Consider the following 13,178-nt stretch of genomic DNA (forward strand, 5'->3'; position numbering starts at 1 on the left):
ATGGGTGTTGAAGGCAGTGACTTAGCAACCATCGATTTAGAAATTGACGGTTCAAAAGATAAGTCGAATTTTCCTGTCAGCAGTTTTCCCGTTTTAAAAAATGTCTGACGAGCGAAATAAACAGCGCTATTGTACAGCTTTCCCGATTGCCGGCAGAGATACTGCAACACTGCTTCAACTTCTTTGTTAGGAGCTAGAAATATTTGTTGTACTCCCATTGCTTTTTTGATTTTAGCCACCCCTTTTTCCTAAAAAATTAATTGATTTATTTAGTTTAAAGGAATATAGTAGACAAGTCAAGTTACGACAACACAATTTTATTTAGCATTGACACTCTCAGCTCTTTCATAGACTGAGATTCTTGAATAGACCGCCGAAGCAATCTTCAAAGGCATTGTCAAAGTGCCTCGCTTTCGCTCAGAACAACTGTCTTGCGACGCTGCTATTGCGCTTACTTTTCTACTTTTGGTTGTTTTCGGAGTTCAACGCAAAGCCAAAATTCGGTACGCTCCCCATCCTACTATTACTTGCTCTTTTTGTGTTGGGTATCTAGCCCCGTACTAAGTAGCCGGAATTTCGCCGTACTAGGAATGGTTCAACACGTAGTTGATTATTCTTACTCACTGCTCAATTATAACAGAAGATTCAAGGCGATTGAAATCGCCGAGTCGTTTCCCTCTCAGGACTAAAGTCGCGCTCGTTTCCCACTTACCGTATTTCTTCTTATGAAGTCGTTAAGAACTATAAAGAAGATCCACACCATTCTGCTAACCAAGAAAGACACGGGGACTGAAGTCCCCGCGTCGCTTTCCTCTCAGGACTAAAGTCGCGCTCGTTTCCCGCTTCCCGTATTATTTTTATGGATGCAACTGTAGGCAGACTGCAAACTCTTATGCAGTGAGTAATTTCCAATTCTTTAATCCCCAATCCCCAATCGAAAATGATATTAGTTTCCCCACACCTGCTGTTTGTGAGCTTCCTTGCAAATACTCAAAATTCGTCGATCGTTGTCGCTGACGACGGAAAGAGGGTAATACTGTTGCAGGTTTACGGAGTAGGGAGAGCGAGTGCCGTCGTAAGTGTCTACTACTGTTAAATTTAACTGATTTCGATCGCCAGTGCCGTAAAAACAGTAAAAAGCAGACCGAGGCAGGTAAAAAGCCCCGACTACCTTGCTCTGACGCATTTCAAATACAAAATATTCTTGTTTAATTTCATCGGGCTGGCTCGACTGGCCGTAGAGGTAAATACCCTCTGATAAACCTGTACTAGCGGTATCTGGCACAGCATTTGGGGGAGATTGCGAACTAAAAACGCCGGATTTGATCTCCGAGTGTCCAAGCGGGCGTGCCGTCCATGCGATGCTAAAGTTACCGGGCGAGAGACCAAGGGCGATCGCCTCTAAACTGCTTGTCAATATCAAATAAGTCAAAACCACTCGCTTGCCCCAAAATTCATAATAACTGCCTCGCAGCGCCTTTTATACCGGTTTCAAAAAGCTCGTCAAGAAACCGGGTATTTGGCTGAACGCAGGTTATTAATTTGAATTCTCGATCGCCCGCCCGGTTCCTGAATTCAAATCTCAGATTAGTTTTGATAAATTTTGCGATCACGCGATCGACTTTCAAATAAAAATATCCTTGCCAGCAGCACAAACACCAAAAAAGGAGTTGAGATTTGGGGGAAATCTCAACTCCTTTAGTGACTAACTAGCCAAGTATTCTCGTACTTGAGATTGGCGCCGCCGCAGGTGGGCGAGAGCTTGATGTTCTAGCTGTCGCACTCGTTCGCGGCTGAGATTCAGCCTTTCTCCGACTTTCGCCAGCGACATTTCGGTGCCGTCTTCTAAACCAAAGCGCAGAATAATCACATCTCGCTGCTGCGGGGTAAGTTCTGAGATCAAAGTATTCAGGTCTTGTCGCAGCAATTCTGAGGTAATATAGTTATCTGGAGATGCAGTTTCGTCCTCTAAGAGTTCTTGCAGTTCGGTATCTTGGTTGTCTCCTACCCGCAAGTCCAAAGAAACGGGATGTCTTGCCATCAGTAGGTATTCTCGAATTTGCGAAGGTTGCAGTTCCAGGGCGGTGGCAATTTCCGCAGGCGAGGGAGAACGGCCAAACTGCTGGGTGAGTTCCCGCTGCACTTTTTTGATTTTGTTGAGTTTTTCGGTGATGTGAATTGGTAATCGAATGGTGCGGGCGTGTTGGGCGATCGCGCGAGTGATTGCTTGGCGAATCCACCAGTACGCATAGGTAGAAAATTTGTATCCCCGCATCGGGTCAAATTTTTCTACTCCTCGTTCTAAACCGAGAGTTCCTTCTTGAATTAAATCCAAGAATTCCATATTGCGTTTTTGGTATTTTTTGGCGATCGCCACTACTAAGCGCAAATTCGCTTCAATCATCTTTTGCTTGGCGCGCCGCCCTATTTGCAATATCCGGTTCAGTTCGGCTTCCGCCAACTCCATTTCGGCAGCCCACTCTTCGTTCGTAAGATCCCGCTGCCATTCTTTAGCAAATGCTTGTTTTGCTTCGATTAATTTCATCATTTGCTGTACCTGCTTCCCGAAAACAATCTCTTCTTCTCGGGTTAGCAGGGGTACGCGACCGATTTCGTGCAGATAGGTACGAACCGTATCCGTTGAGGAGTATGGCCGACTGCTCGTGCGATCGGCTTTCACTGTTTTGGTTTTAGGGGTTGTAGTGGACATGGGTGAGTTTTGCACTCCTTGTAACAACAGATAAAAAGTTGGTGATACCCTGTCCCACTTTTACAAGTGGGATAAAGACTGCGACAGGGGGATGTTACCCATCCTGTTTCTCGGTGACGATCGGTAGAAGCTTGTGGTTTTGGATTACTTTTGTGCTGAATTTTCTAGTAATCCCCGTTGATTTTCCGTAGCTCACTAGCTTTAACGGCTAGTTCCCGGCGAAGTGAAGCAAGAGTTTACTTTTCTCAATACTATTCCAAATTTTCAGGATCGTAAAGGGTAAAAGCCTCTGTCTTAAGGTCAAGATTCTACATTTTTCCTTAAGGTTTTAAATTCCCTGCTAGTTTTAACTGCAACTCAACTTTACAATACTCATGCAAACAGACTCATGCAAACAAACTCATGCAATTCGAGGGCTTTTTTTGCTCTCTGTTCTATCATCGCTTGAATTTTTCTCCCTGCCTAGATGCTAAGATGCGAGATAACCGAACTCGATCGCCCTATTCGCTGCAACTTACGGTTTAAAATATTTATTGACATTTTTCTTAAAATGTGATAAGGAAATTCTGCGAGGAGTAAGTAAAAGTCTATAAAAGCTGGCTGTGAACGCGCCAGCCTAATTTTTTTGCCTCAATGGAATTTCAACGCAAAACTCCGCTCCCGAACCCGGTGCACAAATGCCACGAATCAACCCCTGATGTTTCAAAACAACAATCTGGTAACTGATTGAGAGCCCCAACCCCGTACCCTGACCTACAGGTTTTGTGGTAAAAAACGGGTCAAACATTCGATCGCTCACAAGAGTGTCAAATCCCGGTCCGTTATCGGCAATTAGCACTTGGGCGCGATCGCCCGCCTGCAAAAGTTCCGTGCGAATCCGAATCCTACCGCCCTCACTGGCACCCATTTCTATAGCATCTATGGCATTGCCGAGCAGATTGACAAACACCTGATTGAGCTGTCCTGGATAACATTCTATAAGTGGCAAATCGCCATATTCTTTAATCACTTCAATTTCCGGCCTGCCATTATTTTCTTTGAGCAGGTGTTGCAGTATTAGCAGCGTATTATCTAGCCCTTCGTGGATATTAACAAACTTCATTTCCGCTTCGTCTAGGCGAGAAAAATTACGCAGCGACAGCACGATCTTGCCAATCCGGTCAGCGCCCACCCGCATGGAAGAGCAAAGTTTAGGCAAGTCTTCATTTAAAAATTCAAATTCAATTTCATCTCTATAAGCTAGAATTTCCGGTGCCGGAGCGGGATTGTATTTTTGATAGAGTTCTATCAGTTTCAGCAACTGTTGAATGTTGTCGCGGGCGCAGTCGAGATTGCCTAGAATAAAATTGACAGGATTGTTGATTTCATGAGCTACACCCGCGACAAGTTCACCGAGGCTCGACATTTTGGCGCTTTGGATCAGTTGCGCTTGGGTTTGCTGCAATTCTTGCAGAGTTTTCTTGAGTTGTTGGTTTTGGGCCACAGCATTCGCCGCCTGTTCTGCTTCCTGTAGTGCCGATCGCAATTGAGCTCGCTGTGTGGTTAATTTCTCATTCAATTTTTTAGCATCCGCTAAGGCAGTTTTCTGTGCTTGCAACAAGAAAAGCAAGTCAACTACCCGATCGTGAAGGGCGAAATCGTTAATCGTCAGCCCCAGCGGGGCGAGATCCGCTAAGTCTGCGATCCAAGGGGAACCGAGGAAAAAGATTACTTCTTGATTTTCCGCCGCAACCATCTGCCCTTTGAGCAGCATTTTGTTGTGGAGGGATTCGAGAAGGAAGATCGAGCGAGACTGCTCTCGAATGGCGTCAAATTCTAGAGGAACGTTCGGGCGTTCGATCCGAAAGTGTTCCTTCAGCGAACTTCCTAAAGATAATTCGGGGCAGATCCGAGCTAAAACATCTCCCAAATGCACAATTTCAGTCTCCCATCTCCGGAATGCTAAATGAAATGGAAAAGCTTTTGCAAATATCAGAGGAGAAGAACTGAATGCAGGGGAAACCATAATAGTTTTAGCTAGATTTGCAGTGGATGGAGAACACGTCGCGATCTGCTCCCTGAGTGCGATCGCTTGTTTGCTCGATCTCTACCTCTGTTTGGAATCGGCACGCCAAACCTTTCAACAGCCCCTTCACCATTGGGGCAAACCCTTGCCTGTGAGAGTAATAGTGCAGTTCCATGCTATTTTCTGAGTTTTCAGTACACTGAAACGAAGGCGGTTGAAGCTGGGGAAAATTCAACCCTACGCGGGCGTGGAGGTTGTCGAGGTTTGCCAGAAACTCCCGCAGGTTATCTCCCGCCAGATCGAGGATTTGGGCGTAGCCTTCAGAGGCGGTATAGATTACCCAGTATTCGCCGAAAGCCTGTAAAATATCATCGGCGCTCATTCCTAGCACTTCGCTTGCCGAATGTACCAGGCGGTGAGTGAGATCGTCTGGATAAGCATCCATTGTCATGAAAACGTCAATGTCTACATCTGCTTTCTCTTTGATGGTTTCCCAAGTCTCTTCCCCGAAGCGAGAACAGACCATTTCTTCGATCGCTTTGTTAACTAAACCGTACATAGATTACTCCTGCTTATCGAGGCGAGTGTTTTTTTGATACTTGCACTTCATCGGGCTTGAATTATATTGTAGACCGCCTGCCTCACTGAGAATTTTCAAACTGCGAATTTGAACGGGAATTTCCAACTTGCGATCGCCACGAAGCAACCGTTCTTTGTCTCAAAAAATACATAGTAAATTGGTAAAATTCCTTTAAAACCGATTATGACAGTCGAGAGTGCCGCCAGCGATTAATATAACTTAAACTCAAATTTTGGGTTTCCATAAAGTTAGAGACGATCGGGCTTTCCGACTCCTAGCTAGCTGCTAAAAAATCCTCAAACCCTTAAAAATTGTGTTTAAATGCCTAAGTTTTATTTATCTTAAATTTTGTGAAATGAGGGCTGAGGGTATGAGGGGGAAAACTCCTGGGCTCCTAGATGAGGGCTAATTTTATTTTACTGTCGAGCCTCGCACTTTCTAATTTATAACTCAGGCAAAAACCAGGTATTTCCGTCATTGCCAGCGATCGCCAATTGTTCGCAACGATTAATTTACAGTAACATTTGCCTAAGTTCTGTAATGAATCTAGCCGTTGTCAATCTAAAATCCCAGATCCATTTTAGCAGATTCTGCCTCGGCAAATACTTGTTCATCGGGCATTTCTTGCCAGTCGATATCCCCGATTTCCCTGTAGAATTGCTCATCATAGGGACGAGTCTGTACAACTACCGGCATCGGTACAGCGTGCCCCAAAACTAATGCTTGCTGTTTCGAGTCTAGTTTGGCCAAAACCGATCGCAAACTCTGGCCTCCTGAAACGCCCGTAAAGATAGCATCGATGTCTTTATCGTCGTTTAGCAAAGCTGTAATCCGCGTGCCGACTTGCGACATCACCTCGCCGTCGATACCGGAGGGACGCTGGTCTACAATTAGCAGAGTTACGAAGTATTTTCGCATTTCGCGGGCAATTGTACCAAAAATAGTCGATCGCACGATCGCTGGATCGAGAAAGCGGTGGGCTTCCTCAATGGTAATCACCAATGGTTGCGGGCGATCGCACGGATTTTTACTCTGCAAAAACTTCTCAGCTTTCCGCACATAAGATGCGTGAATGCGGCGAGTAATCACATTGGCTGCTAACATATACGACAGCAAATCCGAGTGCGAACCAAACTCAATTACTACATTTTTACCGCTATCCAAACACTGCAAAACTTCAGTTACATAATTTTTTGGACAGCGTTTGCGAATATATTTCAAATCATTTAAACGCTCTAATTTGCGCTGCAAAGCCATAATCGAAGATTTATTTCCCCGCTTTTCTTCGCAAAACATTTGGATATCTTCGTTGGTCATTTCCAACAACTTGTTAATCCAACCCTTGCCCAACTCATTGCGCAAAATAATCGCATTCTCGATACTAGCTTCCGACAAATTCAACTCCCGCTGCACTAGCGAGATATCTTCCACTTCAATTTCCTCGAAACTCAAAAATAACTCTTGAGCGTCACGGACACCCCGGCGTTTTGTCGATTCTGGATCGAGGGTATAAATCTGAATTTTATCGGGAAATAACTGCCGCAAACCTTTAACAGTGCTGAACTGTTTTCCTTCCGAAACTGCTTCCCAGCCGTACTCCGAGTGCATATCAAAAATTAGATTAACAGCAGCTTGTTTGCGAATAATTCCCGACAGCAGCAAGCGCGTCAGAAAAGATTTTCCTGTTCCCGACTTACCAAAAACTCCGTTGCTGCGTTCCACAAATCGGTCTAAATCCAAGCATACAGCCACGTCCATGTCAATCGGTTTGCCGATCGCAAAATTGCGGCGATAGGGGTCATCTTCCCAGCCAAAAACCGCTCGAAAGTCGGTTTCTTTGGCATCAAACACCTGGGAAAAGTGGCTGGGAATAGTTTTGACCGGCAGCAGTTCCATATCCGCACCACTTTGTGCCTCAAAAGAACCCAAATTGCCTAATGCCAACTTTTTATCGGGGACTCCGTTACCTGTTGGATTGAAGATTGCTTGAGATTTTTCTTTTTCCGCAGTCAGCATCAACATGGGCGCAAGCTCGATCGTACCGTAGGTGCTGCTACCGGCGAGGACTGCGATCAGAAAATCGTCGTTGGGGTTGGGAGGGTTGGATAAAATGCGTCCGCTGGATGTTCCGAGAGACACGTCGGTGAGCATACAGAAAAAGTGCGATCGCACCCCCCGCACTACTAGAAATTTCCCCACCCTCATATCTTCCACCGAAACGTCGGCGTGCAATCGCACTTCTAATCCCTTGCTGAGGGAACCTTGAATAACAGAGCCTAACGGTTTGTCATTAGTCATTTGTCAGTTGATTAGTTGTCAGTTGATTAGTTGTCAGTTGTCAGTTGTCAGTTGTTATTCGTTTATTTGTTATTCGTTTATTTGTTATTCGGCAATTATTAGCAACTAGCAACTGCCAACTAGCAACTGCCAACTGTTAACTGTCAACCGTCAACTGCCAACTGTCAACTGTCAACTGCCAACTGTCAATTATAATTCCGATGCTAATGGCCATTCAAATAAACTCGGATGCAGGTCTACATCGGTCAAATCCGTTTCGCTCAAATAAGCATCGGTCAAAGATACTCCTTTCAAACTTGCGCCTTTGAGGTTTGCACCTTTAAGGTTAGCACCTCTGAGATTAACTCGGAATAAATGAGCATCGCTCAAGTCTACCTCAGTTAAATCTGCTCCCTCCAAATTTACTCTCATCAAATCTGCTTTTCTGAGGTCAGCTTCGTTTAACTTCGCGCCGCTGAGGTCAGCTTTTGTCAAGTCTACACCTCTCAAATCGGCCCCACTCAAGTTAGCGAACAGCAAAGTAGCTCCGGTGAAATCTGTCTCCCTCAAATCGGCATCGCTTAAATTAGCGCCGCTGAGGTCGGCTCTGGTTAAGTCTACACCCCGGAGGTCAGAAGAACACAAGTTTACTTGGTGCAAAATTGCGCCGCTTAAATCGGCTCCTCTTAAGTCTGTTCCCTCCAAGTTTGCACCTTTGAGGTAAGCTTTTTTTAAGCTGGCTCTGCTGAGATCTACATTTTTGAGATTGACCGAACTTAAGTTAGAACCGCTCAAATTAGCTCCGCTTAAATCTGACCCGTTTAAGTCGGCTCCGGTTAAGTTTACCCCTTGCAGCGATACATTGGGAGCAATTAAATAAGCTCCGGCTTGACGGGGGTCAATGCCTTCTGAAAACAATGTTTTGTTGCTGTAAACAGCTTTTTCTAAAATGGTGCCGCTCAAACTGGCTTCCCTCAAGTCCGCTCCGCTGATGTTGGCTCCTGCTAAGTTTGCCCGATCGAGTTTTGCTCCAAATAAAATAGCTTTGTATAAGTTTGTCCGCCGCAAATCGGCTCCTTTTAAGTCGGCTTCGGTCAAATCTACCATAGCCAGATTTAAGCCGGGGAGCGAGGCATTGGGAGCTAGCAAAATTGCTCCCATTGCGCGTGGGTCAATATCGTCAGGAAAGATAGTCCGGTTGTTGTAGACTGTTTTGTCTAAAATGACGCCAGTCATCTGAGAACCGCGCAAATCTGCTCCGCTGAGGTTGGCTCTCGTTAAGTTGGCTTCCTGGAGATTTGCTCCAACTAAATTGGCCTTGATCAAACTTGCTTGTTTGAGGTTGGCTTGACTGAGTTCGGCTCCTACGAGAGTAGCTTCTCGGAGGACAGCACCGGTCAAATCGGCTCTGGTGAGGTTGGCTAAATTGAGCAATGACTCAGCTAAATCCGCCCCGCTGAGATTGGCGCCGGTGAGGTCGGCTTCGATCAGGTCTGCATACCTGAGACTAGCGTCGCTGAGGTTGGTTTCTCGGAGGTCTGTTCCCCTGAGGTTTGCTCCCCGGAGTTCTGCACCGCCGAGGTTGGTGCCTTTAAGTGCTTGTCCCCTGAGGTCGAGCCGGTGCAGAAAGTCACCAACGTTCATTTCCATGTCGATTTGCCCTTTCTATTCTTGACCCTAGCTTGACATTCCGAGGGCTGAATCGGGAATAGGGGAAAAACTATAGATTTTTTGAGGTTGAAGCCTCGCGCACGCGGACGCGACTTGTCCGAGGGGGAGGTTTTCGCGATCGAGCTGGACTTGCAGGGTTTTGAGCGGATCGCCACCGGAGGAAACAATGAATTCTAGTGTTTTCAAGTCGGATTCTGTGCTGATTTCTGCGAGAATTTGCCCGATCGCCTTGACGTAAGGATGATTTGTGTCCGAGTACCAGTCGGGGGCCGCGAGTCCGGCTTGATCGAAGCCTAGGTGAACGATGAGCGAGCCTTCTCCAAACAAAGCTATGCCCACCGGCCGCGCTTCTTCTTGCAGCAGCAAGTCGTGGCTAGCCGCCAAATGCCGCAGTTTTTCTAAGTGTCCGTACCGATTTTGAATGACAGTATCTTCCTCTTTTCCTTCTTCCCTCTTCCTGAATTTCCCCCCTTGGGGGGGGCAGGGGGGGGTTGACTTCTTCCCTCTTCCTGCTTCCTTCGCTGCGTTCCACTGAATCGCCACTGTGACTAAATAAGTTTGCAGCAGCAGATGACCGAGTTTTTCGGCTTTTGTTGCCAGATAGATCGAGTTGTAATCTGTGGCTTCTATCAGTAAGGGGACGCGATCGGCAACTTCAATGCCGTAACCTTTCAAACCAGCAATTTTGCGCGGATTGTTGGTAATCAACCGAATTTTTTGCACTCCCAAATCGTTGAGCATTTGTGCTCCGACACCGTAGTTCCGCAAATCAGCGGGAAAGCCCAACCGCTCGTTAGCTTCCACGGTATCGTATCCCAAATCTTGCAGCGAGTAAGCTTTTAGCTTATTTACCAATCCAATGCCCCGACCTTCTTGGCGCAAGTAAACTATGATGCCAGAACCGGCACTTTCGATCATTTTCAGTGCCGCTTGCAGTTGCATCCGACAGTCGCAGCGCAGCGAACCCAAAGCATCGCCGGTCAGACATTCCGAATGCACTCGCACCATCACGGGTTTGTCCTTAAATTCTGCGGGGTCGCCCTTGACAATAGCAACGTGTTCTGAATTGTCTTGAGTGTCGCGGTAGGCGTAAATCATAAAATCGCCGAATTCCGTGGGCAATTTGGCGACGGTTTCGCGGCGGACGAAGCGATCGTGCTTGAGTCGGTAGCTAATTAAATCAGCAATGCTGATGATTTTGAGATTGTGCGTTTTGGCATACTCGATTAATTCCGGCAACCTCGCCATCGAACCGTCAGGGTTTTGAATTTCGCAGATCACGCCGCTGGGATAGAGGCCGGCGAGTCTGGCGAGGTCAACGGAGGCTTCGGTGTGGCCAGCGCGTTTGAGGACACCACCGTCGATCGCCCGCAGCGGGAAAATGTGACCGGGACGGCGCAAGTCTTGAGGTTTGGTGTCCGGGTGGATGGATACTTGGATGGTGCGGGCCCGGTCTTCGGCGGAGATGCCGGTACTGACACCGTTGACTGCATCGATGCTGACGGTGAAGGCTGTTTGATTGTTGTCGGTGTTTTTGCTAACCATCAGGGGTAGTTCGAGCCGATCGAGTCTTTCGCCGCTCAAGGCCAGACAAATCAAACCCCGGGCGTTCACTGCCATAAAATTGATATTGTCGGGAGTGGCGAATTGGGCGGCACAAATCACGTCGCCTTCGTTTTCGCGGTTTTCGTCATCTACTACTACCAGCATCCGACCTGCTTTCATGTCTGCGAGGGCGCTGTCGATTGAGTCAAATTGAAAGGATTGAGTTGGGGTGTTGTTATTTGGCACTGAGGACTTCAAGCTATAAACTGTATTGTTATCGAAATAGAATCTATTTTTGATTGTAACCTTTTGTTTCCGGCAGGGGATTGCCCTGTCCAGATAAGTTTGAAACCATTTTCGAGCTTTTATACTATAGATATTGCTTTTTGTCAATCAAAAAATGCCTGAGTATTTCGTGAGTTCGATCGAGATTGCGAGGCTTTTAGGGAAAGATCAGCACAATTATGTTTACTCTAAATCCGAATTTTTCCGATATTAATATGATTGTTATAGCGCGGTTGAGTTGTTGATTTAGCAATTATTACTCTAAGCAAAGCAGCGATAAGCGATCGGTTTTGAATTTCTTAGGCACGGTTTTGCGGCGATCAGCCTGCCCGGATGTAGCGCTATTCTTAAAACATGGATCTGTCTAAGAGAGGTGGCGTAATGAGCCAATGCTTTGTCTGAACACTAAAGCAATTGCCAGAACTCAAGTGTAGTGGGACAATAATTGAGATCCCTCCAATTGCCCCAATCATGAATAACTGGCCAAAGTTCCTCCCCTTTCCTGCATCATGGGGAAAAGGTTTTGCATTAAGCAGCGGTTTTTGGCTGATTGTTTCCTTTCTGCTGCCTGGATATTACTACTACTACTACAGATTTAGCACAGCGTACTGGTACATCATCAGAAATTCTGACTCTAAAGGCGCGATCGCATTTGCTTGGTTGTGCCAGATACCGTTATTTGCTTTCTACCATTGGGGCTTAACTAAAGTTGCCGAGTGGGTGGAAATCCGCCGCCACAACCAGCAGCCCACAGTAACAGTATCGGCTTGGCTGCACTGGAGGGAAGGGATTATCGCATTTCTGATGCTGCCGGCTGCAATCGTGATGGGAATTCCAGCGATCGCCTTTTTGATGCTGCCACTCAGGGACTCTTCGAGCAGGATTCTGGCTTTAATTGTAGGAACTGCGATCGCATCTGCTTACTTATATCACTTCCGCTTTGCCAAGCTGCTTAAAATTATTCTCAAATTCCTATGGATTTTCTATGCAAACCTACTAAAAATATTTGAACTCCTGTTAGTTCCAACACTAACCGGTACTCCGTTTTTTCTGCTAACTGTTGCCACGACCGAAATCGTGCCACAAAAGCTACTGCCGCTAACAACCTTTCTGTTAGTTATTTCTGTGTTTCTAAGCGGCATCGTCGGATATGCAGCTTTGCAATATTGGTCAGCGCATTTAGTTAATTGGGCAGCGAAGTGGTGGCCAACTGACTTTCCTGGTAACAGTCGGATTCAAGCTCGAAAAGCTTGGAAACACAACAAAACAGCAGCCAGCCAATCTTTTGTGCGGCATACAACCAGTTGGCATTTAGCGGCTAATGATACTACGTACCTAATTTATTTCAATTTGAGCGCGATCGTACTCGGTGCGATCGCCATCAGGTTGTTTGGAGATCCGTCAAAATGGTCAGAAACAGGAAAAGAGATGTTAGGATGTGTCGTGGCGCTAGTTTGGGTGGCGCAGTGGCATTTCTGGGGTTGGCGTCGTGAAGTAGAAATTGCCAGCGGCGAGCCCTCAGCCAAAAAGCGATCGCCCAATCGTAATTTACCTGCTCCCGATCCAGTTGCAGTCGAACTCAACCAGCTTGCAGCGGAGTTAGGCGATGTTCGGATGAAGCCTGTCAGAAAACCGCCTTCAGCAACGAAAAAGCCTAAGTCACAGCAGGCTCAGTGGTACGTATTCCGCAGCGGTAAAGCCGAGGGGCCTTATACTAAGCGACAGTTGCGAGATGTGCAGCAGATTACCGATCGTACCAAAGTACGCGCGGGTGAAGCCGAATGGCAGCGCGCTGGTGAAATTCCCGAATTAGCACAATTTCTAACTCAAAAAAAATAAGGGGCGATCGCTTCATGTTGACCCGCATTTTACTTAAAAAAAAACCCTCAACATTGTGAGGGTTTTGCGATGCCAAGACGGAGATTTGAACTCCGGACACGTGGATTTTCAGTCCACTGCTCTACCAACTGAGCTATCTCGGCTTGTTTTTTCGCGCTTTACTATCTTAGCAGACACATACGGAATTTAGCAAGCACTTTTTCAAACTATTTTTTAGATCGCCGGGAACCGCCCACCTGTAAGCTAAAGCTGCAACCTAAAATCCA

The 13,178-nt window shown here is 46.5% G+C and carries 8 protein-coding genes, 1 tRNA gene and 1 pseudogene; 1 reads left to right on the top strand and 9 read right to left on the bottom strand.

The window, feature by feature from the left end; genetic code table 11:
• The 8 genes and pseudogenes from QUB52_RS16500 to ribBA all read right to left on the bottom strand — a co-directional run.
• Positions 1-239 (bottom strand): annotated as a pseudogene (locus QUB52_RS16500) (RNA-guided endonuclease TnpB family protein); the annotation flags it as partial.
• Positions 240-946: 707 nt separating this feature from the next.
• A complete protein-coding gene (locus QUB52_RS16505; RefSeq protein WP_265233487.1) occupies positions 947-1,438 on the bottom strand; it encodes a hypothetical protein in 492 nt (163 codons plus the stop codon).
• Positions 1,439-1,705: 267 nt separating this feature from the next.
• The gene (locus tag QUB52_RS16510; RefSeq protein WP_265233486.1) at positions 1,706-2,710 is read right to left on the bottom strand and encodes an RNA polymerase sigma factor, RpoD/SigA family; all 1,005 of its coding nucleotides are present in this window, start codon (positions 2,708-2,710) and stop codon (positions 1,706-1,708) included.
• Between the two features lie 616 nt (positions 2,711-3,326).
• The gene (locus QUB52_RS16515; RefSeq protein WP_265233485.1) at positions 3,327-4,715 is read right to left on the bottom strand and encodes a sensor histidine kinase; all 1,389 of its coding nucleotides are present in this window, start codon (positions 4,713-4,715) and stop codon (positions 3,327-3,329) included.
• 7 nt (positions 4,716-4,722) lie between these two features.
• Positions 4,723-5,274, bottom strand: a complete 552-nt coding sequence (locus QUB52_RS16520) for a heme NO-binding domain-containing protein (RefSeq protein WP_265233484.1) — start codon at positions 5,272-5,274, stop codon at positions 4,723-4,725.
• 582 nt (positions 5,275-5,856) lie between these two features.
• Positions 5,857-7,593, bottom strand: a complete 1,737-nt coding sequence (locus QUB52_RS16525) for a helicase HerA domain-containing protein (protein ID WP_265233483.1) — start codon at positions 7,591-7,593, stop codon at positions 5,857-5,859.
• Positions 7,594-7,782: 189 nt separating this feature from the next.
• Positions 7,783-9,222, bottom strand: coding sequence for a pentapeptide repeat-containing protein (locus tag QUB52_RS16530; RefSeq protein ID WP_265233482.1), 1,440 nt, complete (start codon positions 9,220-9,222; stop codon positions 7,783-7,785).
• A gap of 27 nt (positions 9,223-9,249) precedes the next feature.
• The gene (gene ribBA, locus QUB52_RS16535) at positions 9,250-10,968 is read right to left on the bottom strand and encodes a bifunctional 3,4-dihydroxy-2-butanone-4-phosphate synthase/GTP cyclohydrolase II (RefSeq protein ID WP_442923181.1); all 1,719 of its coding nucleotides are present in this window, start codon (positions 10,966-10,968) and stop codon (positions 9,250-9,252) included.
• Positions 10,969-11,544: 576 nt separating this feature from the next.
• Here ribBA and QUB52_RS16540 point away from each other — a divergent pair.
• On the top strand, positions 11,545-12,912 hold the full coding sequence (locus tag QUB52_RS16540; protein ID WP_332972998.1) for a DUF4339 domain-containing protein: 1,368 nt from the start codon (positions 11,545-11,547) through the stop codon (positions 12,910-12,912).
• A 70-nt stretch (positions 12,913-12,982) separates the two neighbouring features.
• Here QUB52_RS16540 and QUB52_RS16545 read toward each other — a convergent pair.
• Positions 12,983-13,055: transfer RNA gene (locus tag QUB52_RS16545), tRNA-Phe, on the bottom strand.
• Between the last annotated feature and the right edge of the window lie 123 nt (positions 13,056-13,178).

The sequence above is a fragment of the Microcoleus sp. A6-C6 genome, assembly GCF_036705955.1.
Taxonomy (GTDB): domain Bacteria; phylum Cyanobacteriota; class Cyanobacteriia; order Cyanobacteriales; family Microcoleaceae; genus Microcoleus.

Excerpts from the sequence above, each read along its gene's own strand:
- QUB52_RS16510 (WP_265233486.1), bottom strand. The coding sequence starts at position 2,710 with ATGTCCACTACAACCCCTAAAACCAAAACAGTGAAAGCCGATCGCACG.
- QUB52_RS16515 (WP_265233485.1), bottom strand. The coding sequence starts at position 4,715 with ATGGTTTCCCCTGCATTCAGTTCTTCTCCTCTGATATTTGCAAAAGCT.
- QUB52_RS16520 (WP_265233484.1), bottom strand. The coding sequence starts at position 5,274 with ATGTACGGTTTAGTTAACAAAGCGATCGAAGAAATGGTCTGTTCTCGC.
- QUB52_RS16525 (WP_265233483.1), bottom strand. The coding sequence starts at position 7,593 with ATGACTAATGACAAACCGTTAGGCTCTGTTATTCAAGGTTCCCTCAGC.
- QUB52_RS16530 (WP_265233482.1), bottom strand. The coding sequence starts at position 9,222 with ATGGAAATGAACGTTGGTGACTTTCTGCACCGGCTCGACCTCAGGGGA.
- ribBA (WP_442923181.1), bottom strand. The coding sequence starts at position 10,968 with ATGAAAGCAGGTCGGATGCTGGTAGTAGTAGATGACGAAAACCGCGAA.
- QUB52_RS16540 (WP_332972998.1), top strand. The coding sequence starts at position 11,545 with ATGAATAACTGGCCAAAGTTCCTCCCCTTTCCTGCATCATGGGGAAAA.